We start from the raw sequence: 21,576 nt of genomic DNA, 5'->3' as shown, positions 1-21,576 counted from the left end.
AGCCCATAGGCTGTAATCATTCATCCAGCAATTCGCTCATCGCTGATTCAGTCACCCATCGGGTGGCCTTTTTTGTTTAGCCGGCGGGCTCGTCTGGATAGAACCACGTTCGACTAAATGCGCCCCTGGCGCATTTTGCAACGAGGAGCGCAGCGACGAAGCCCGCGTGCGGGTGATTACAGCCCATAGGCTGTAATCATTCATCCAGCAATTCGCTCATCGCTGATTCAGCCACCCACCGGGTGGCCTTTTTTGTTTAGCCGGCGGGTTCGGGTAAAGCCTCTTCTGAAGAGCGTTATAGCGTGCAGTGCGCTTCCAGGGCTGGCTGCCATCCTCTTGCGCTTCCGAGTTGCGCGTTTAAATCTCGCCACACACAAGACTGATGACCATGGATAAATCTAGTGGTGGCGCAGGGCTTGCTGGATCATTTGTTTCACATATACTTGATCAATCAAGTAAATGTTGAGTGAAAATAGAATGAGCGATACATCGATTTATGGGCGGGCCGCCAAATCTCTGTGGATCAGGAGTGCGGTTATTTCCAAGCAGCTGGATAACAGCCTCGGTGCCGTCCACGGTATTGGTTTCGCGGAATACATGGTGTTGATGAATCTGGTGCGTGCGCCCCATCAGCAACTGCGCCGGATCGACATCGCGGAGTCGGTAGCGCGCACTGCGTCTGCGATTACAAGAATGTTGTTACCTTTGGAGAAAATAGGCTTGGTTGAGAAGGCGTCCAGCGAAAGAGACGCCCGGGTTAGCCTGGTAAAAATTACCGCCTCGGGCATCGAGACTTATGAAAATGCCACAGAGACGCTCTCAGCAAAATCTGAGTCGCTGCTGAATGGTCTTTCGATTGAGGAGGCAGGGGCATTGTTGCGCCTTCTACAAAAATTATGAGTGGAAAGCCGTTCATCTGCGGGTTGCGAGGCCTTTTGATCATGGCAGGCCGTTGCCAATGGTCGTGCTTTCAATCCTGCGACCGCGACGTCACACGATAACGGTTGGCCGTCGGCCTGGTGCGATGTGCTTGCGGCCGCAGCGATGCTGCGTGCTCACGAGACACCAGCGGCGGGAAGGTTGGCGCGCACGCTACACTGCCCACAACTGGACATGGCACTTGCAGCGTGACTTGAGGCTATAATGCGCGCTCTCCGCCGCTGAGCGGTCCAGTCTACAGGTAGTTCATCACAGGAAATCATGAGCCAGAAGACTCAGTCCCAATCTATCGACCCGCGCGCCCTGGTGCAGGCCCATATCGCCGAACCGGTTCCTCACCAATATAGCGAAGAGGAACTGGAGCACTGGCGCGAGCGTATCCGCCGTCTGCTCAAAGAGCAGAATGCCGTTCTGGTTGCGCACTACTACACGGACCCGTTGATTCAGGCCCTGGCCGAAGAGACCGGGGGATGCGTGTCCGACTCGCTGGAAATGGCCCGTTTCGGGGCCCAGCACCAGGCAGACACACTGATCGTGGCTGGTGTGAAGTTCATGGGTGAGACGGCCAAGATTCTCACGCCGAACAAGCGCGTGCTCATGCCGACTTTAGAGGCGACCTGTTCGCTCGACCTGGGCTGTCCGCCGGACGAGTTTTCCGCTTTCTGCGATGCTCACTCTGATCGTACTGTGGTGGTTTATGCAAACACCTCCGCGGCAGTCAAAGCGCGTGCAGATTGGGTGGTGACTTCCAGTATTGCGTTAGATGTTGTGGAACACCTGGATGAGCAGGGTGAGAAAATTCTGTGGGCTCCAGACAAGCATCTGGGAAGTTACGTGCAGCGGGAAACCGGCGCAGATGTATTGTTGTGGGATGGTTCTTGTATCGTGCACGAGGAGTTCAAGGCCAAGGGCGTGTTGGATCTGAAGGCCCTGTACCCGGAGGCTGCAGTACTGGTGCACCCGGAGTCTCCGGCCTCGGTTGTGGAGCTGGCAGATGTGGTGGGCTCCACCTCGCAGATTATCAATGCCGCCAAAACGCGACCGGAAAAACAGTTTATTGTCGCGACCGATCAGGGCATTTTCTACAAGATGCAGCAGCAGTGTCCGGACAAGGAGCTGTTTGTTGCGCCCACCGCCGGTGCCGGAGCAACCTGTCGCAGTTGCGCAAGTTGTCCGTGGATGGCGATGAACTCGCTGGAGAACCTCTGCGGTGTACTGGAGCGAGGCGATAACGAGATCCACGTTGATGCCGCACTGGGCGAGCGGGCGATGCTGCCACTGCAGCGTATGCTGGATTTCCGCAAACCCCTGGATTGATGGGGTTGCGAGCTGATTCGTTTAGATAAGAAAAAGGCCGGGATTTCCCGGCCTTTTTTGGTTGTGTGTGTGGTGTTGACCCGGCTTCCGGTTCAGAGCTCCTTGGCTTTCTGCTGCATGCTGACCACATCCTTGAAGCGTTGTTCAAGAATTGCGTGGGTCTGGTAGTTGTTCTTTGCCAGGCGCATACCGTGGCGCAAGTGCTGCAGCGCTTTGTCGAACACCCCGTTGAGGATGTAGTACTCGGCACGGGCTTCATGCACGCCGACGATATCACCGGCCAGGCCGTGGGTTTCCGCCAGCAGGTACCAGACAGCCGGATCCTTGCGGCGCACGCGGCTGTGTTTCACCAGCAGGCGTTCGGTGGCGAGATAGTTACCAGCCTTAAAGTGCGCGTTGGCCAGCCCCATGGTCAGGGCGTGGTCACCGGGGTCGCGCTTGAGTGCCTTCTCCAGTCGCTCGGTCGCGCTGATGTAATCCTGGCGGGCAACGTCGATGTCTGCGCGGGCCAGAACGAAAGCGGTCTTATTCGGTTCGCGATCCAGCAGTGGCTGCAGCGTCTCCAGGGCGTAATCCGGCTTGGCGGCCGCGATCTGGGCGAGAGCCAGGCCGTAGCGGGCGGCATCCTCGTGGTCGTTGATGCCATCCAGTTCGGCCTGGAAGCGCTTAACTGCCTGCTGGGGGGTCGGTTCTGCCGCGACGCGAATACGCGCGCGCATCAGGTGATACTCACGACTGTTACTGTTTTCCTTGGCGGGCATGCGTCGCGCACGCAGCTTGGCGTCGGCAATCCGCTTTTCTGTTACCGGGTGCGTCAGCAGGAATTCTGGTGGGCGGCGGTAGTAGCGGGTTGCCTTGAGCATTTGTTCGAACATTTCCCCGGCGGCGGCCGGATTCATGCCGGCCTTGGCCAGGGTTTCAATGCCGACGCGGTCGGCCTCCTGCTCGTTCTGGCGCGAGAAACGCAGCTGGTTATCGAGCGCCGCCGCCTGGGTGGCCGTCATGGCGGCAATGCCTGCGTCGCCGCCCGCGGTTGCCGCGATCACCAGGGCGCCCAGCATACCTGCCAGGGTCGGAATGGTGCTGTTGCGCTGCGCCTCGAGGGAGCGGGCAAAGTGGCGCTGGCTCAAGTGGGCCAGTTCGTGGGCGAGTACAGAGGCAAACTGGTCTTCGTTTTCCGCGAACAGAAACAGGCCGGTGTGAACACCGACGACGCCACCCGGGACGGCGAAGGCGTTCATGGTGTTGTTCTTGACCACCACCACGTTCAAATTCTTGTCTTCCAGCGGGGAGTGCTGGGCGAGGGCCTGCAGGGATTCCTCCACGTATTGCTGCAGGAGGGCGTCACTGGAGGTTGGGACCTGGCTGCGGAACATACGCAACCACATTTGTCCGAGCTCTTTTTCCCGCGCACGGGACACTACACCGCTACTACTGTCCCCCAGCTGGGGCAGCTGGATGGTGCTGCTGCCACCGGCGACGACCGCCAGCGGTGCGCTGGTCAGCAGGAATCCGAGTACCACCGGCGCAATCAGGGCCAGATAGCGCCGCAGGCGCTGGGGTACGCCGGGAAGAGAAATGTGTCGGGCGGGCTCGGTCATGGGTTACTGCTCAGCTGGCTCTGCGTGTGCGATATAAGGACAACTCTATACGCTACGCGATTCGGGTGTCGAGGATTTGACCAGTCACGCGACAAAAGGTTCATTGAATCGTGACCGACCTCCCATCCACTGTATCCGCATCAATGTGGCGTAAATCGGTCTCCTCCTGACGAATCGCGTTATAATCCGCTCCCAGATCTGTTCCGTGACCGCGAATTCAATGCCAGTATCCACTCCATCTGAGGATCAATCACTTCCCGGCGCCGAACGCGCGGTGGTGGTGGATGCGCGTGGCCAGCGCTGCCCATTGCCTCTGTTGGCGATGCGCAAGGCGATCCGGGAGCACCCCGCCGGTACGCTGTTGCGGGTTGAGGCGACGGATCCGGGCTCCTGGCGAGATTTCCACAGCTTTGCCGAACTCTCCCAGCACACCCTGGAGCGGGCGGAAAAACATGATGATTACTATTGCTACTGGCTGCGTATCGCTGCGCGGGCTGGCTGAGACATTGGGATAAGGCGAGATGCTGTCGATCGTACGCAACTGGGTAAACCGCTATTTCAGCCAGGAGGAAGTCGTCCTGTTGGTGCTGATCCTGGTGGGCGCACTGGTGGTACTCGCCTCACTGGGCCAGGTACTCGCCCCGGTATTGGCCGCGCTGATTATTGCCTTTCTGATGCAGGGCATGGTGCAGCGACTCAAATCCTGGGGAACGCCCCATTGGGTCGCCGTTACCCTTGCCTGCGTGGTACTGGTCGGCACGATTGTGGCGTTGTTGCTCGTGGTCTTGCCAATTATCTGGCGCCAGCTGGTCAAGTTGTTTGCCGAGCTGCCGAATATGGTGGAGCAAGGGCAGGAGCTGTTGATGCTGTTGCCAGAACACTATCCGACGCTGGTTTCCGCGGCGCAGATCCAGCAGGTTTTCAATACGCTGGGCAATGAACTGGGCAGCTTTACCCAGACACTGCTGACGTTTTCTATCGCAAACCTGCCGATTCTTGCGGGTGTGCTGATTTATGCGGTGGTCGTGCCGATTCTGGTGTTTTTCTTTCTCAAGGATTCCGACAAACTCATCCAGTGGTGCACTTCATTCCTGCCCCGGCATCGCCCCATGCTCCAGCAAATCTGGCATGAGATGAACGATCAGGTCGCGAACTATGTGCGGGGCAAGGTGATTGAAATTGCCATTGTCGCCGTGGTCAGTTACGTGGCGTTCCTGTTCCTCGGGGTCAACTATGCGCTACTGCTTGCGGTTGCGGTGGGGCTGAGTGTGCTGATTCCTTATATCGGCGCCGCTGTGGTGACCATCCCGGTAGCTGCCATTGGCTTGTTTCAGTGGGGCTGGAGCAGTGAGTTTTTCTATTTGATGATGGCTTACGGCATTATCCAGCTGCTCGATGGTAATGTCCTGGTGCCGCTGTTGTTCTCCGAAGCGGTTAACCTGCATCCGGTCGCCATTATTCTGGCCGTGCTGGTGTTTGGTGGCATCTGGGGCTTCTGGGGGGTCTTCTTCGCGATCCCCCTGGCCACGTTACTGAAGGCTATTATCAATGCCTGGCCCACCAGTGAGCATCAGGCTGAGTGGCAAGAAGCCAAAGAGGCCGCAGAGATCGCTCAGGCTGAAGACTAGCGACTGCAGTCGGGCGCGGGCTTTGCTAGAATCCCGCGCCTGATTTTCCTTCAACTTACTCCATCACCTGACAGGTAGGATTCATGAGCCTTGCTGACAAAGTACTGGCCGTCAATGACGATTTGCCCATCCGTACCGACAAGCCCGTGCACAGCGGAAAAGTCCGCTCCGTCTACTGGCTCACTGAAGCTGACAGCCGTCGCCTGATCAAGGAAAAAGGCTATCCGGTGGCGGAGGACGCGCCACTGGCAGTGATGGTGATCTCCGATCGTATATCCGCGTTTGACTGTATCTGGAGCGGCGAGGGAGGGATGCGTGGCGTGCCGGGCAAAGGCGCCGCACTGAATGCGATCTCCAATCACTGGTTCAGGTTGTTCAAGGATCAGGGGCTGGCGGACAGCCATATTCTGGATATTCCACACCCACTGGTGTGGATCGTACAGAAAGCGCGCCCGGTGATGATCGAAGCGATTGCGCGGCAGTACATTACGGGTTCTATGTGGCGCTCTTACAACAAGGGCGAGCGCGAGTTCTGCGGTATCCAGATAGCGGATGGTTTACAGAAGGACCAGAAACTGCATGAGCTTTTGATTACCCCGTCCACCAAAGGCATCCTGAAAGGTATTCCTGGCGTGCCCGAAGCGGACGATGTCAACATTACCCGCCAGAACATTGTGGATAATGCCGAGGCCTTCAACTTCCGCAGTGCCGCTGACGTAGCGGTATATGAAAAGTTGCTGAAGGAAGGCTTTGATGTGATTTCTGCAGAGCTGGAAAAGCTCGACCAGATTTTTGTCGACACCAAGTTTGAATTTGGCTATGTCACCGATGCAAACGGGGAAGAAAAGCTCATCTATATGGATGAAGTTGGCACTCCGGATTCATCGCGCATCTGGGATGGTGCGGAATACCGGGCGGGCAATATCGTCGAGAACTCCAAAGAGGGCTTCCGTCAGGCATTGCTGGCGTATTTCCCTGATCCGGACATCCTGCTGAACAAGGATCGCATGGAGGAGCGTCTGGCGTTGGCCAGTGATAATGAGCTGCCGGAATCCATGCTGATGGATCTGTCAGCAACTTACGTCGGTATCGCAGAGAAAATTATTGGTCAGCCTCTGAACATTTCTGACAACCCCAAGGCGGAAGTCGTGGAAATACTGAAAAGTGACTACGGTCTCGTCGACTGACTCTGATTCGACTTCAACGCATGAAAAAACCGGCGCAATGCCGGTTTTTTTGTCTAGGAAGCCCCGCTGCCACAATTTGCCATATTTCCGCCCTGTTTTCGTCAGGGTCTCTCCCGCTCACTGCCTGATTGACCGCGTTTAATGCCTCCAGGACTTGAATTGAACTGGAGGGGAACCCCGTGAGCAGAACACTCTTTAGCGGCCAGCGTATTCCACGTGAGCTGGTGATCCTGCCGAGCCATGAGTATTACCGTCGTCGCTATCGGTCGGACAGCGCCCGCGGTTGGTGGCTGTTTGTGGTCACGGTCGTGGCGGTATTGGTGGCAGCGGCGGGGGCCAGAGCGGACGCCATGCCTGCCGCATCTGAGGCAGATGCTTCCGCGGGAACCGCACAGGCACATTTGGGAGAGGTAGGACTTAACGCAGTCTCCAGCGGCGACCTGATGCTGGTAGGGCAGTCGCAGGGGCGGTACCAGCCCGCCATTCACTTGAATAGCCGCGCCAGTATCCGCGTGCGTGGGTTGCTGGCTGAGGTCACCCTGGAGCAGGAGTTTAAGAACGTCAGTGATGCCTGGCGCGAGGCGGTCTATGTGTTGCCACTGCCGGACCGGGCGGCGGTGAGTGGGCTGGAAATTCAGATCGGCGAGCGGCGGATCGTCGGCAAAGTCCGCGAGCGTCAAAAAGCCGCAGAAATTTATCGCGCCGCCAAGGCGGCGGGGAAGCGCGCAGCGCTGCTGGAGCAGCAACGTCCCAATCTGTTTACGAACAAGGTCGCGAATATCGGGCCCGGTGAGCAGGTAAAAGTACAAGTGCGTTTTTTACAGCCGCTGACGTTCGATGCGGGAATCTTTTCCCTGCGTCTGCCGACCACGCTGACACCACGCTATATCCCCGGCCAGCCCCGGGCAGTATCGGACGCGGATGACGGCACAGAGGCGACAATAACCGTCGGCGGCAGTGGCTGGGCGCTACCCACGGATCAGGTGCCGGATGCAGATCGTGTTAGCCCGTATATGGCCGCTGCCAGTGAATTGGCGGGGCAGGGGAGTCACCGTATATCCGTGGATGTCGATCTCGACAGTGGGCTGCCTCTGGCGGATATTGCCGCGCCCTATCACGACATTGAAACCCGACGCGTAGCCGTCGGCCATCACCAGATTGCCCTGAGGGGTCATACCGCTCTGATGGATCGGGACTTTGTCCTCAGGTGGCGGCCGCGGGCATCCACCTTGCCTCAGGCAGCATTGTTCGCCCGCTCTTTCGATGCACCCGCTGAAGGGGGTTACCTGCAGCTGCTATTGCTGCCGCCGCAGGTCACGCACAGCAGTCCCCGCCTGCCTCGTGAAGTGGTTTTTGTGATTGATACTTCCGGTTCCATGGGAGGCAACTCCATTCGCCAGGCCAAAGAAAGTTTGTTGCTCGCACTGGGCAGGCTGCAGCCGCATGACCGCTTTAATGTCATTGAATTCAACAGTATGCATCGTTCCGTATTCCCGCGCCCGGTCGCGGCCGATCCTGCGAATATCGCGGTAGCGCGTGCGGCGGTAGAAGGACTGCAGGCCAGCGGGGGTACCGAGATGGCGCCGGCATTGCGCAGTGCATTGAGTCAGCAGTTGCCTGGTGACGATACCGTGGTTCGGCAAGTGGTGTTTATCACCGATGGGGCGGTGGGCAATGAGTCGGCGCTGTTTGAGTTGATCCGGCAGGCTATCGGCAGGGCCCGCTTGTTTACGGTGGGAATTGGCTCTGCACCGAACGGGCATTTTATGCGCAAGGCCGCTCAATATGGCCGCGGCAGCTGGGTGACCGTGGGGGATGTGAATGAGGTGCAGGCGCAAATGGAAATGCTGTTTCAAAAGCTGGAGCGTCCACTGGTCACCGATCTTCAGGTGCAGTGGCCGCAGGGGATTCGGGTTGAGGCGTTCCCCCGTCGCCTGCCCGATTTGTATCAGGGAGAACCGCTGCAGCTGGTGGCAAAGCTGGAAGGTGCGTTGGCGGGAGATGTGCTGATTCGTGGCAGGTTGGCCGGCCAACAATTTCAGCGCAGGATGGCGCTGTCGGGAGGCGTCGACCTCGGGGCTGGTATGGATGGTGGCATTGGTGCGCTGTGGGCGCGCGCCAAGATCGAATCCCTTCGGGATGGGCAGCGGGAGGTCGGGGAGTCCAGCCGGGAAGGGCAGGCGTTACGAAGCCAGATTCTCCAGCTTGCGCTGGATCATCAGATCGTGAGCCCCTATACCAGCTTCGTGGCAGTGGAGGAGGTCATTGCGCGCCCCCAGGCGGAAAACCTGAAGCGGAGCGCGGTGGTCAATGCGGTGGCGCGCGGGCAGGTGCTGCAGCGCCAGGCATACCCGCAGACAGCCACCGGTGTGTTTACACAGTTGCTCGTCGGGTTCGGCTTGCTGGGCGCTGCAGTGGCGCTCCACGGCCGCCGTCTGATCGCCAGGATACGCTGTCGACTATTGCGGATCCTCAGGGCGCTGATTCCCAATCCGCATGGTTCAGGTCGCAGGGAGCGTCGCTGATCATGGCCGTCGGCTGGCGAAACGTTGTACCCGGTTGGCGCGCCGTGCTGACGATCATCCTGCTGGTTGCGGCCGGCTGGCAACTGGTAGGCGGCAGCTGGGTTCTGGTAAAGGCCAAGCTGGCCTACCACCTGATTGACGACGCGTGGGAATCACAGCTGGCAGGGGGGAATGCGGTAAAGCCCTGGCCGTGGGCTGATACCTGGCCCGTTGCCCAGCTCCTCGTCGCGGGCAGGCGACTGCCGGTAATGGCGGGTACCAGTGGTCAGGCGTTGGCGTTTGGCGCGGGGCTGCTCGAAGGGAGTGCGGAGCCGGGTGGGTCCACCACGACGGTGATCGCGGCGCATCGCGATACCCATTTTGCCGGGTTGGCACAGTTGCGCTTGGGTTCGATAGTGGCGGCGCAAAATCGTCGCGGTATCTGGCACAGCTATAGGGTGGTCGCCACACGCGTCGTCGACAGCCGTAAAGAGCAACTCCCCCTGTTTGACCAGCCGGGGCTTCTACTCGTGACCTGCTATCCCTTTGACGCGCTCGCGGCGCGCGGCCCGCTGCGCTATTTGGTCTATGCTGTGCCGGAGCCAGCGGAGCCGTCCGTTTTATTGTGACCGGTCAACGATATCCAGCCCCAATTTTGTAGTCAGTTTTCGCCTTTTGACGACAATATCTTCCGTTGAAGTGAGAATTTGGAGCGGATTTGTTTTTGATTTTGGTTTTAATTGTTACTAATCGTCCTATCTAGAAAAAGCTTTGTAGTAATACTACAATCTGCCGCGCTCAGGTTTCGCCGGCACCGGATTAAACCGGTTTTGGGGCTTACTGCTCCCATAACATGGCGGCGATTCCTGCACACACCGTCAACTTGATACGGACGGCGGCCAGCGTGCCGGCGTCAGGCGCAGATTATTCCTGAACATCGTACAGGGTGGAGGCCAACGGCGGCCGCCTCTGCATTTACGCCACCGATGATGGTGTTTCGGCCAAATTCGTAAAAAACACAGGCAATTTCCGCGTTGCGCGGTAACTTGCCCCGATTGCCGAATATCCAGATATTTCAATAAGTTACAAAAGAAACGACTCGACGTCGCACCAACCGCCGAGGAGCATTTGATGCACGAAGAAACTGACATTCAGGAAACGCAGGAATGGCTTGATGCGCTGCAAGCGGTGATCCGCTACAGCGGCAAGGAGCGCGCTGCGTTTTTGCTCAAGCAGCTGTCTGACCGGGCCACCGATGTGGGCGTCAAGCTGCCCGCGGCCATCACTACCCCTTACCGCAACACGATCCCGACCAATGCGGAAAAACGCATGCCCGGCGATCTGTTCATGGAGCGTCGGATTCGCTCCCTGATTCGCTGGAATGCCCTCGCCATGGTGGTGCGTGCCAACTCCAACAGCGACAGTCTGGGCGGCCACATTGCGAGCTTCTCTTCCGCGGCAACGCTTTACGATGTCGCCTTCAACTATTTCTTCCGCGGAAATGAAGGGGAAGAGCGCGGCGACCTGATTTTCTTCCAGGGCCACAGTGCTCCGGGTATTTACGCGCGCTCCTATCTTGAAGGGCGTTTTGATGAAGACCAGTTGGATAACTTCCGCCGTGAAGTGAACGGCAATGGCCTGTCTTCTTACCCACATCCGTGGTTGATGCCGGAGTACTGGCAGTTCCCGACCGTTTCCATGGGTCTTGGCCCGATCCAGGCCATCTACCAGGCGCATATCATGCGCTACCTGTCTGCCCGCGGCCTGTCTCCGCGCGGTGATCGTAAGGTGTGGGCATTCCTCGGTGACGGTGAGTGTGACGAGCCGGAAACCCTCGGCGCGATTTCCATGGCGGGCCGCGAAAACCTGGAAAACCTGGTGTTCGTGGTCAACTGTAACCTGCAGCGCCTGGACGGCCCGGTACGTGGTAACGGCAAAATCGTGCAGGAACTGGAAGGCGTCTTCCGCGGCGCTGGCTGGAACGTGCTCAAGGTCCTGTGGGGCCGACTGTGGGATCCGTTGCTCGAAAAAGACGACAAGGGCCTGTTGCAAAAAGTTATGGACGAGACCGTCGACGGCGAGATGCAGAACTTCAAAGCCAACGGCGGCGCCTATACCCGTGAGCATTTCTTCGGTAAATACCCGGAGCTGCTCGAGATGGTCAAGGACATGTCCGACGACGAGATCATGAAGCTTAACCGCGGTGGCCACGACCCGTACAAGGTGTACGCGGCCTACGCCGAAGCGATGGCGAGCAAGGGCAAGCCCACGGTGATCCTGGCGCAAACGGTTAAAGGGTATGGCCTGGGTGCTGCCGGCGAGGCGGCGATGGATACCCACAACGTCAAGAAGATGGACACCGAGGCGCTGAAGCGTTTCCGCGATCGTTTTGCCATCCCGCTGACCGACAAGGAAATCGAAGAGGTTCCGTATTACCGTCCGTCACCCGACAGTCCGGAAATGAAGTACATGGCCGAACGCCGCAAGGCGCTGGGTGGTCCGGTACCTTCCCGCAGTACAGAAGTTGCGAAGCTTGAGATCCCGGAACTGGACGCGTTCAGTGCACTGACCAAGGGCTCCGGCGACCGTGAAATCTCCACCACCATGGCGTTCGTGCGTGCGCTGTCCGTGCTGGTGAAAGACAAGAAAATTGGCCAGAACATTGCGCCGATCGTACCGGATGAGGCCCGTACCTTTGGTATGGAAGGCCTGTTCCGCCAGTTGGGCATCTACTCTTCCCAGGGGCAGAAATACACCCCGGTCGACCACGGCCAGATCATGTATTACAAGGAAGACAAGAAAGGCCAGGTTCTGGAAGAAGGCATTAACGAAGCTGGTGCGATGTCCGCGTGGATGGCGCTGGCAACCGCCTACTCCAACCACGGCGTACCGATGGTGCCGTTCTACATCTACTACTCGATGTTTGGCTTCCAGCGTATTGGCGATTTGGCCTGGGCCGCCGGTGATATGCAGGCGCGCGGCTTCCTGATTGGCGCAACTGCCGGCCGTACCACCCTGAACGGTGAAGGCCTGCAGCACCAGGACGGCCACAGCCACGTGCTGTCCGGCACTATCCCCAACTGTAAGAGTTACGATCCGGCCTATGGCTACGATCTTGCGGTCATCATCCGCGAGGGCCTGAAGGAGATGTATGAAGAGCAGAAGAACCTGTTCTACTACGTCACCATCGAGAACGAAAACTACCTGCAGCCGGAAATGCCCCAGGGCGTTGAAGAAGGCATTATCCGCGGTATCTACAAGCTCGAAGGCAACTCCCGCAAGGCAGGCAAAGGCAAGGCGGCGAAGAAGCACGTTCAGCTGGTGGGCGCTGGCACCATCTTGCGCGAAGTACTGGCAGCGGCCGACATCCTCGCCAGTGAATTTGGCGTGACCTCCGATGTCTGGAACCTGACTTCCGCCACCGAAGCTTCGCGTGAAGCACAGGACGTGGCGCGCTGGAATATGCTGCACCCAACCGAAGCACCGCGTAAGTCCTGGGTGAGCGAGCAGTTCGAAGGTAACGAAAATCCGGTGATTATTTCCACCGATTACATTCGTTCCTATGTCGAGCCGCTGCGTGAGTTTATTGATGGTGACGTGATTGCATTGGGCACGGATGGTTTTGGCCGCAGTGACAGTCGCGAGCAGCTGCGTCGCTTCTTCGAAGTAGACCGCAACTACGTGACCATCGCTGCGCTGACAGGCCTGGCGAATCAGGGTGTGATCGATGCCAGCGAAGTAGCGGCAGCCATCAAGAAACTGAACGTCGACGCGGAAAAAGCTAACCCGCGCCTGGTTTAACGCTCGCTGGAAAAGGAAGGCAATAACATGGCAAAACAAGTCATAAAAGTGCCTGATCTCGGCGGCGCCGATCAGGTAGATGTAATTGAAATTTCCGTGGCCGCGGGTGATACCGTCGCAGCGGAAGATTCCCTTATTGTTGTGGAGGGCGATAAAGCCTCCATGGATGTGCCGGCACCGGTTGCAGGCAAGATTCTCAGCATTACTGTGTCCGAAGGCGACAAGGTTTCCGAAGGCGATGTCATCGGCGAAATGGAAACCGAAGCTGCCGGCGAGGAAGCTGCAACTGAGGAGGCGCCGGTCGCGGAAGCCGCTCCTGCCGCAGCACCGGCTGCCGAGCCCGTTGCAGAAGCTGCCCCTGTTGCTGCAGAAGCAAAGGAAGAGACGGTCACTGTTCCCGATCTCGGTGGTGCCGATGCGGTGGATGTGATCGAAATCTCCGTGCAGCCCGGTGATGAAGTTGCGGAAGGGGATTCCCTGATTGTTGTGGAGGGTGACAAGGCCTCCATGGATGTCCCTGCGCCGTTCGCCGGCACTGTGGTGTCGATCGCGGTCAAGGAAGGTGACAAGGTTTCCACTGGTGATGCGCTCGGCGTGATGAAGACCGCCGCGGCGGCACCGGCAGCCACACCGGCACCGGCGGCCCCCGCACCGGCACCGGCTGCTGCGCCGGCTCCCGCTGCCTCTGCCAGTGTCGAGCCTCCGGCAGCGCCGCAGAAAGACCATGCGCTCGAGCGTGACCTCGGGCCATCCGCGCAGGTGTATGCGGGTCCGGCGGTACGCAAGCTGGCGCGTGAGCTGGGTGTAACGCTGAACAAGGTCAAGGCAACCGGTCCGCGCAATCGTATCTCCAAGGATGACCTGCACGCTTATATCAAGGAGCAGGTGAAAAAGGCCGAGAGCGGTGCAGTGGGTGTCGGTGGCGGCATCGGTATCGCGCCGATGCCGGAAATCGACTTCAGCCAGTTCGGCCCGGTCAATGTGGAGCCGATGAGCAAGATCCACAAAATCACCGCGGCCAATATGTCCCGCAACTGGCTTAACGTCCCGCACGTAACCCAGTTTGACGATGCGGACATCACCGAGCTGGAAGATTTCCGCAAGTCTATGAAGGCCGAAGCCGAAAAGCACGGCGTAAAACTGACTCCGGTACCTTTCCTGCTGAAAGCTGTGGCTGCGGCGCTGCGCGCGGAGCCCAGTTTTAATGTGTCGCTGCACAACGACGGTGAGCACATTGTTCGCAAGGACTATGTCCACGTTGGTATGGCAGTGGATACGCCGAAGGGGCTGATGGTGCCGGTGATTCGGGATGTCGATAAAAAAGGCATTTACGAGCTGGCAGAAGAAGCGACCACGATGGCGCTGGCCGCCCGAGATGGCAAACTCAAGCCGCGTGATATGCAGGGCGCTTGCTTCACGATCTCCAGCTTGGGCGCGATCGGTGGCACGGGCTTCACTCCGATCGTGAACGCGCCCGAGGTGGGTATCCTGGGTGTTTCCAAACTGAGTGTGAAGCCGGTCTGGAACGGCTCCGAGTTTGTACCGCGTAAAATGCTGCCGCTGGCGTTGTCTTATGACCACCGTGCAGTGAATGGCGGTGACGCCGGTCGCTTTATGACGTATCTGGCCACTGCGCTGAGCGACGTTCGTCGCCTCTTGCTGTAAGCTGGCTGGCGACCGATCTCCGGATCGGTCGCCAACGCCTTTCCCTTCCCCGATTCCGCACTCATTGCCTCCAATCGGCAAACTTGCCTGCCAATTGCGTTGAAAGCGACGCAGATTTCTTGCCCGCTGGCGTCCGCCTGATCCCGCGCGAACTACACTGAAAAAGCATCGGTTGAATACGCCGATCTGAAGTAAGTGAGGTATTCAGAAATGCAGCGTATAGGGATATTCGCTCTCTGCCTAAGTGCACTGGTTGGGCTGCAGGGTTGCGTGTTTGTGCCCGCGGAGACCAGTGATCAATCAGACCCATTTTCCTACAACCCTGATCAGGTAGTACCGCGCGCCGATTTTATGGCGGCCGGTTATCAGCAGCCGAATTCCTACGGAGACACGACATCTCGCCGCCAGTGTGCGGTGAATGCTGACCCTTCTGCCGTTGGATCCGCCTGCTGGTTTTTCCCGATCATGCGGGTCTACTGAGTCAGGAAATTGATCGGCGGGCGCGGGGTTGAAGCCGGCCTGCCGATCGACAATTGAGGTACGTTTCCGATGAACAGGCCGATAGCAACAATGTCATTACTGGCGACGCTGATTGGCAGCGTGGGCTGTGGAACAGCGGATACCCGAGACCAGCAGGTGGTGTATCCCAACAGCCCGCCGATCCCGCGGGCCGCGGAAGTCAGGGCGTCACAACCTGCACCTGCCGCGGAACCGCGCAGAAACTACGCCTCGTGCCCCGGGGATGCGGAAGAGCTGGCGGAGGGGTCGATCTGTCCTCCCACTGCGCAGTGCTTTGAGATCTCTGGCGGTACCCGCTGTATCGTTTACAAGAAATAGACAGGACAACAAGTGAAACAGCTCAAGCTGGCTGGTGCCGCAGTCATTGTGATATGCAGTGGCTGCGCAATGTATCCCAATATCGATGTCGACGGATTTCGTGCAGACCTCTGCGGTACGCCCGAATTTTATAGCTATAGGGACCGCAAGCTCCCGCTGGTACAAATGCCGGCATTCCCTCGCGCTTGTATCGACGACGATGTCGAAGTGGCTTCACCCGAACAGTGTGTTGCCGGGATGAGTGATTGTTATCAGTTGGATACGGGGAATTGGTGCACCGCACCGATGGTGGCATACATGGAGCCGCCGCCAGCCCCAGCTCCTGAGCCTTCGCCTGAATCCGAGAAGTGAAGGTTGCCCGGCCCGAGCACTGAAGTGGACAGGGCAGAGGGCAGGGAATGAGCTGGATAGGCAATGTGCTGGTCGCCATCGACCAGCTCGGCAATGCGCTGGCGGGAGGAAATCCGGACGCCACCATATCCGCCCGTACCGGTTTTTTCGCCAACGATGGGCACCCCAAAATTAAAATTTATTGGGTGCTGTTACAGGGGATCATTGACTTTACCTTTCTGCCGATAGACGGCCCTCGCCATTGCTACCGAGCTTACCTCAATGACAAGGACGAACATCATCGGGATGGCAGTGACCTCGCGCGGGCGTTCCTGGGTATCCTGGTGGTCGTTTGCTGTATTCCGCTGGCGGTGATCACGCGATTGTGGGTGATCGTATTTCCCTCAGCGAAATATACTGCCCCTAGTTTGGCATGTCGGGTTGCCAGGGCAGCCATAGCTGTACCTGTAAACCGCCGTTTTCCCGATTGTGTAATTGCAGTGTGCCACCGTGGGCATCGACAATTTCCCTGCACAGGGCCAGGCCCAGCCCGACACCATCTGGCTTGGTTGAGTAGAAGGGCAGCAGTGCCTGCTGCAGGACTTTTTCGCTCATACCATGGCCGCGATCCCGTACGGTCAGGGTTTGTCCACGACTGTCCGTGCGGATGGAAAACTCAATCTCCTCAGGTGCGCTGCCTGCCTCTGCGGCGTTTTTAAACAAATTTAATAACGCCTGTTCAACCTGCACTGGATCAAAGTATCCCGGTCGGCTGGGAGGCTCTCCAACGACAGCAAACTGATGCAGGGGCTCCAGCTGCCGGATCAGCGCGCGCCATTCGACGGTTTCGCAGGAAGGCGCGGGCAGCTTGGCAAACCGGGCATAGCCCTGGGTAAATTCGGTCAGGTGCCCGCATCGATCCGCAATCACATCAAACACTTTTTCGAGAGATTGCTGACGAACCTGCTGTTGTGTCGCCGACTCCCCGGCAGGTGCACCAATGAGCAGGCGTCCGCTGTGGGCAAGTGAGGAAATGGGGGCGAGGGAATTGTTCAGCTCATGGCTGATCAGGCGAATCACCTTTTTCCAAACCTGTACCTCGGCTCGGGTCAGTTCACGGGTCATTTCCCGAATCACAATCAACCGGTGTCGGTGGGCGTTCAGGACAAACTGACTGTTGGCGAGATGCTGGGTCTTGGCGCCTTCACTGTCGGTGTAGCTCACCAGCCCATTCTCTCCAGAGAGAATACTTCGCGCGAGTTCGTCCGGACAGTTGGGCAGCAGGTTGTCGAGCTTCAATCCCTGAATCGGTTTACCGTTGTTCATCAGATGGCGGGCGCTGTGGTTGGCGTAGATGATCCTCTGCTCCTGATCAATCAACACCAGAGCTTGCGGTGCGCTCTGGATGACGGTGTCCAACAGTAGCTCGCGCTGATAAATGTGCGCGCGCTCACGTCTCAGAATTTCGCCGACCTCATTGAACAGCGTCGCGATATCGCCGAGCTCGTCGCGTTGCTTGAGCGCCAGGGAGACGGAAAAGTCGCCGTCGCGGAAGTTCAGTAGTCCCCCCTCGAGCGTCGTCAAAGCGCGATTCATCGGCTGGGTAATGCCTCGCAAGGTAAAAACGACAAGCAGTAGCGCCAACAGCAGTCCGCCGGCCAGGGCGAGGCGTAAATTGAGGCCCAGCAGGGTCAGGGCAAACGGAATGGTGGTGCCCGCCAGCACCGCTAGTGCCGAGGCTGCAAGAATTTTTCCTTCCAGCGACCACCGATTGCTGCGCATCAGTACGGAATCCCGAATTTATCCAGGCGGCGGTAAAAGGCCTGGCGACTCATGCCCAGCTCGCGCGCCGCCTGTGCAATGACGCCATTACAATTTGCCAGGGTCTGCTGCAACAGTTCCCGGCTGGGTTCGAAGCTGTGGTCCGGACGCTTGAGTGGCTCATGTTCAGGCAGCGCCAGCAGTGCCTCGTCGATCATTTCACCGCGACACAGAACCGCGGCCCGCTGCATCGTGTTTTGCAGTTCGCGGACATTGCCGGGCCATGGGTAGCGCTGCATGGTTTGCTGTGCGGCAGACGTCAGCTGTTTGTGCTCGCCAAGGAAGTTGCGCGCCAGCGGCAGGATGTCTTCACTCCGCTCACTCAGTGGCGGTAATTGCAATTCAATCACATTGAGCCGGTAGAACAGGTCCTGGCGGAAGGAACCCTCGGCAATCTGGCGAGGCAGGTCACTGTTGGTAGCGCTGATGACCCGCACATTGACTTTGCGGGTCTGGCTGCTGCCCAGCCGCTGAAATTCTCCCGTCTGCAGAACCCGCAGTAACTTTACCTGGCCACTTGCGGAGAGTTCTCCAATCTCATCGAGGAAGAGCGTACCGCCGTCAGCAGCTTCGAACCGCCCCTGACGCACCTTGTTACCCGCACCGGTGTAAGCGCCGGCCTCTGCCCCGAACAGTTCCGCTTCCATCAGCTCTTCGGGCAGCGCGCCAACATTCACCTTGATGTAGGGGCCATTGTGCACGGTCGAATTGGCCTGGATGATATCTGCGATTTTTTCCTTGCCGGCGCCATTTGGACCGGTGATCAGCACGGGAATATCGGCACGCGCGACCTGTGTCGCCATCTCCAGAAGCTTCTGCATCGCATCGCTGCGATACACGATACCCTGCAGGTTATAGTCCCTGCGCAGTTTCTCCTGGGCCTCGGACGCCAGTACCCGGGCGCGACGTTGCTGGCGTTGCAGGTCATTCAGCTCGAGGAGATTTTGTACCGTCGCGATGAGCTTGTTGTCATCCCAGGGCTTGCCCAGGTAATCCGCAGCGCCCGCTTTCACCAGCTCCACTGCCATTTCTAGCTGGGTCCAGGCGGTCAGCAGAATGACAGGCAGATCGGCTGACAGGTCGCGTATCGCGAAAAAAAGTTCACGGCCCTCCTCACCGGAGGTCGTGTCTGCAGAAAAGTTCATGTCCTGGATGACGAGGCCAACATCGTCATTGTCTTGCAGTAGTTGGAGGCCTGCCTGGGGCGTAACAGCACTCAGGGTCGGGATGCCGTGAACGGACAGCAATACCTCCAGCGCAGAGATAATGCCGGGGTTGTCGTCGATGATGAGGACTTTATCCATGCGTCTTTTGTGCCTTGCTAAACGACACACGCCGGGGCCTCCTGGCGCCCGGCGCGTACACCCGATCATCTTGATGATCGGGCGGTTGAACTCCTGGGGTCAGACGCTGCGGGTGGCAATGGCCGGAGAGATTCCCGCGGCCCGGATTGCCGGTACCAGCGCTGCCAGGATGCTGACGGAGACCAGTATTAACGCACAGGTCCCGAGCATCGGCAACGATAGCTGTGGCTGGCTCAGCTTGCTCACCAGAACGCCATTGATAATGGTTGCCGTTGCAGCGCCGATGGACAGCCCGGTGGCGGCAATCAGCGTGTTTTCCACCAGGTGGTAGCGACTGATATCCGCACGCGTTGCACCGAGTGCTCTGCGAACACCGATTTGCTTGCGCCGCTGGTTAATCCAGAAGATGGTCAGGCCAACAATGCCCAGGGCAACGATGAAGGTCAGCAGGATGATCACAGTGCTCAACACTTTCACCATGATGTTGTCCTCGACGTAGCTCTGTTCCAGTCGCTCACTCAGGGTGTTCACATAGATCACACGCTGCGGGTCTCGCTCTGCCAGCGAATCCTCAACCTGCTTGAGCACCGCATCGCGTTCGCCCGGCTCCGCGCGAATCAGGTAGCGCTTGTGCCCAGTTTCCGTCAGAAGGGGATAGAACACGACATTGCCGGCCAGCGACCAGCTGGGCCATGCGCCCATATGACGCTCAACAATACCGATGATTTCCATCGGCTTATCATCACCCCCGCCGTACAGATAGTTACCCAGTGCATCACCGTCAGGGTAAGTCTCATCGGCGAACTGCTTGGTGATCATGACCACTTGGGCATCGTAGCGGTCATTTGAACCGATCGTATCCATTTCCGCCTCGGTAAACAGGCGCCCCTCGATGAGCTTCAGCCCGAGCGTGTTCAGGAAGTTCGGGTCGGTGTGGTAATAGTTGGCCGTATAGCCGCCAATTTCCTGATTGGGCTCTGTGTAGTAACCGCTGGCGGAGCCAGAACCGGAGACCGGGATCTGGCTCGATACCGACGCATCGACCACTCCGGGCAAGCTGCGCAGCATATCCAGGTCTGCGCGGACGGCACCGGCCATATCATAATCCTGCGGGATTGGCAGGAAGGTAACGGTGACGATGTCTTCGATCTGCATCCCGGTAGGGCGTGCCATTTTGTCGATGCGATCCTGCACGATGACCGCCGCATTGCTCACGATGGCCAGTGTCAGGGCGAGTTGCAGCGCAATGAGAAGTGCCGAGGCTTTATTCCGCCACAGCGCCGCGAGCATGGGTTTCAATTCCAGCATTTTCGGATCCTCACTGCGTTTTCAGATAAATAGAAGGGTTGGTACGGCTGATCCGCCAGGCGGGATAGGCTCCAGCCACCAGGCTCGCGATAATTGCCACCAGGATGGATGTCACCACCATGAGCCAGTCCATTGACGCGATACGATCAATCTGGCCAAAGGCCAGTTGACGAATGCCCTGAAGTCCAAGGACAGCGAGAAGAATTCCGAAAATTCCCCCCAGCCCGCCAATCAATGCACTTTCGATCAGGTGTTGGGTAAATACTGCAGATCGGCTGGCACCGAGCGCACGTCGCACACCGGCCTCCGGTGCCTTGCGCAGGAACTTGGCCAGCAACAGGGCGACGGCATTAACGATGCACACCAGGAGGAATGCCAGTGACAGCCAGCTGAGAACGCGATTGTCATCTTCCAATACTTCGTTCACTACCAGCCATTCTGACGGGCTTGTCAGGCCAAATTTGAGTGGGCGTTGCATCCGCCCCTGCTCTTTCTGCTGGTTGATGTATCCAGTCAGGAACTCACGGTAGGCCTCGAGCTGTTCAGCGGATTCAATCTCTACCCAGTACTGGATCCACACACTCTCACTTTGCAGGAAGCCCTCATAGCCTTCCTGCTCATTGTTAGCCCAGCCATTGGTGTTACCCCAGCTATAAATTTCGAAGGTGCGGTGCAGGCCGAACGGGACGAAAATTTCCTCAGCATCATGGAAGGGACCATTGTTCAGGTCGTACACTTTGGGGGCCGGCTGCCAGTGATCAATGACGCCGATCACAGTAAAGGGTTCGCCATTCAGGTTGACGGTACGTCCTACGCTATCTTCGCCACCGAACAATTTCTCGTTGGTTGCTTTTGACAGCACCACTTGCTGAACTGGAGACGAATCTGCGCCGGTATCCCAGGTGTCGCCATACAGGAATGGGATATCGAACAGCGAGAAGAAATCGCGAGTGGTGACCCGGGCTTCGGCACTAAAGGGACGTAATTCCGATTCGTCCAGATGCACGGTAAAGCCGTAGCGGTGCATGGCGACCTGGCGCGTGGGAATATCCGAGCGCAGCAATGCCGTTGCATCAGGGTACGTCAGCTGCCAGGGCATGCCGGTAGAGGAGCGGCCGTAGGCTTCATTGGGATCCCAGGCATCGATTTGCACTGCGTACAGCACGTCATCTTTATGCTCCAGCGCGTTCTGGGAAATCATGTAGTTGAGCGTGAGTACTGTCATGTAGGCTCCCACACCCACCGCAATTGCGGCGACCATGAGCGCAGAGAGTATGGGCGTTCCGCGCACGCTGCGCATCGCCAGGGAAAGATAATATCCAAACATGGCGGCT

The 21,576-nt window shown here is 58.2% G+C and carries 16 protein-coding genes; 11 read left to right on the top strand and 5 right to left on the bottom strand.

What is annotated here, in order from left to right; all coding sequences use genetic code 11:
* Positions 1–477: 477 nt before the first annotated feature.
* Both ACXAD0_RS17045 and nadA read left to right on the top strand, forming a co-directional pair.
* Positions 478–900: a MarR family winged helix-turn-helix transcriptional regulator gene (locus ACXAD0_RS17045; RefSeq protein WP_475089895.1), complete on the top strand. Its 423-nt coding sequence runs from the start codon at positions 478–480 to the stop codon at positions 898–900.
* Positions 901–1,200: 300 nt separating this feature from the next.
* Positions 1,201–2,256: a quinolinate synthase NadA gene (gene nadA / locus ACXAD0_RS17040; protein ID WP_475089894.1), complete on the top strand. Its 1,056-nt coding sequence runs from the start codon at positions 1,201–1,203 to the stop codon at positions 2,254–2,256.
* Between the two features lie 92 nt (positions 2,257–2,348).
* On the opposite strand, the gene ACXAD0_RS17035 is transcribed toward nadA, so the two are convergent.
* Complete coding sequence (locus tag ACXAD0_RS17035) at positions 2,349–3,857, bottom strand: M48 family metalloprotease (protein ID WP_475089893.1); 1,509 nt, start codon at positions 3,855–3,857, stop codon at positions 2,349–2,351.
* 220 nt (positions 3,858–4,077) lie between these two features.
* On the opposite strand from ACXAD0_RS17035, the gene ACXAD0_RS17030 reads away from it, so the two are divergent.
* From ACXAD0_RS17030 to ACXAD0_RS16990, 9 genes are all read left to right on the top strand, one after another.
* Positions 4,078–4,359 carry a sulfurtransferase TusA family protein gene (locus tag ACXAD0_RS17030; RefSeq protein ID WP_475089892.1) on the top strand — a complete coding sequence of 94 codons (282 nt, stop codon included), beginning with the start codon at positions 4,078–4,080 and terminating at the stop codon, positions 4,357–4,359.
* A 19-nt stretch (positions 4,360–4,378) separates the two neighbouring features.
* On the top strand, positions 4,379–5,485 hold the full coding sequence (locus ACXAD0_RS17025) for an AI-2E family transporter (RefSeq protein WP_475089891.1): 1,107 nt from the start codon (positions 4,379–4,381) through the stop codon (positions 5,483–5,485).
* Between the two features lie 83 nt (positions 5,486–5,568).
* Entirely contained in the window at positions 5,569–6,672 is a 1,104-nt protein-coding gene (locus ACXAD0_RS17020) for a phosphoribosylaminoimidazolesuccinocarboxamide synthase (RefSeq protein WP_475089889.1), read from the top strand.
* A gap of 179 nt (positions 6,673–6,851) precedes the next feature.
* Positions 6,852–9,197: a marine proteobacterial sortase target protein gene (locus ACXAD0_RS17015; RefSeq protein ID WP_475089887.1), complete on the top strand. Its 2,346-nt coding sequence runs from the start codon at positions 6,852–6,854 to the stop codon at positions 9,195–9,197.
* Between the two features lie 2 nt (positions 9,198–9,199).
* Positions 9,200–9,805 carry a class GN sortase gene (locus ACXAD0_RS17010; protein WP_475089886.1) on the top strand — a complete coding sequence of 202 codons (606 nt, stop codon included), beginning with the start codon at positions 9,200–9,202 and terminating at the stop codon, positions 9,803–9,805.
* A gap of 502 nt (positions 9,806–10,307) precedes the next feature.
* Complete coding sequence (aceE, locus tag ACXAD0_RS17005; RefSeq protein WP_475089884.1) at positions 10,308–12,977, top strand: pyruvate dehydrogenase (acetyl-transferring), homodimeric type; 2,670 nt, start codon at positions 10,308–10,310, stop codon at positions 12,975–12,977.
* Positions 12,978–13,004: 27 nt separating this feature from the next.
* Positions 13,005–14,642 (top strand): dihydrolipoyllysine-residue acetyltransferase, encoded by a 1,638-nt coding sequence (aceF, locus tag ACXAD0_RS17000; RefSeq protein ID WP_475089882.1) that lies wholly within the window; start codon positions 13,005–13,007, stop codon positions 14,640–14,642.
* Positions 14,643–15,191: 549 nt separating this feature from the next.
* Positions 15,192–15,479: a hypothetical protein gene (locus ACXAD0_RS16995; protein WP_475089881.1), complete on the top strand. Its 288-nt coding sequence runs from the start codon at positions 15,192–15,194 to the stop codon at positions 15,477–15,479.
* 12 nt (positions 15,480–15,491) lie between these two features.
* On the top strand, positions 15,492–15,830 hold the full coding sequence (locus tag ACXAD0_RS16990; RefSeq protein ID WP_475089879.1) for a hypothetical protein: 339 nt from the start codon (positions 15,492–15,494) through the stop codon (positions 15,828–15,830).
* A 402-nt stretch (positions 15,831–16,232) separates the two neighbouring features.
* Here the strand turns inward: ACXAD0_RS16990 and ACXAD0_RS16985 are convergent, their stop codons facing one another.
* The 4 genes from ACXAD0_RS16985 to ACXAD0_RS16970 form a co-directional block, all read right to left on the bottom strand.
* A complete protein-coding gene (locus ACXAD0_RS16985) occupies positions 16,233–17,591 on the bottom strand; it encodes a sensor histidine kinase (protein WP_475089877.1) in 1,359 nt (452 codons plus the stop codon).
* Complete coding sequence (locus tag ACXAD0_RS16980; protein ID WP_475089876.1) at positions 17,591–18,934, bottom strand: sigma-54-dependent transcriptional regulator; 1,344 nt, start codon at positions 18,932–18,934, stop codon at positions 17,591–17,593. The genes ACXAD0_RS16985 and ACXAD0_RS16980 overlap by 1 nt, the downstream gene beginning before the upstream one ends.
* A gap of 99 nt (positions 18,935–19,033) precedes the next feature.
* The gene (locus ACXAD0_RS16975) at positions 19,034–20,242 is read right to left on the bottom strand and encodes an FtsX-like permease family protein (protein WP_475089874.1); all 1,209 of its coding nucleotides are present in this window, start codon (positions 20,240–20,242) and stop codon (positions 19,034–19,036) included.
* A 10-nt stretch (positions 20,243–20,252) separates the two neighbouring features.
* Positions 20,253–21,569, bottom strand: coding sequence for an ABC transporter permease (locus ACXAD0_RS16970; protein WP_475089872.1), 1,317 nt, complete (start codon positions 21,567–21,569; stop codon positions 20,253–20,255).
* Positions 21,570–21,576 lie beyond the last annotated feature (7 nt).

This window comes from Microbulbifer sp. ABF4_148 (assembly GCF_056158985.1).
The sequence above is the reverse complement of the archived record's forward strand: the minus strand, read 5'-3'. Positions and strand labels throughout refer to the sequence as shown.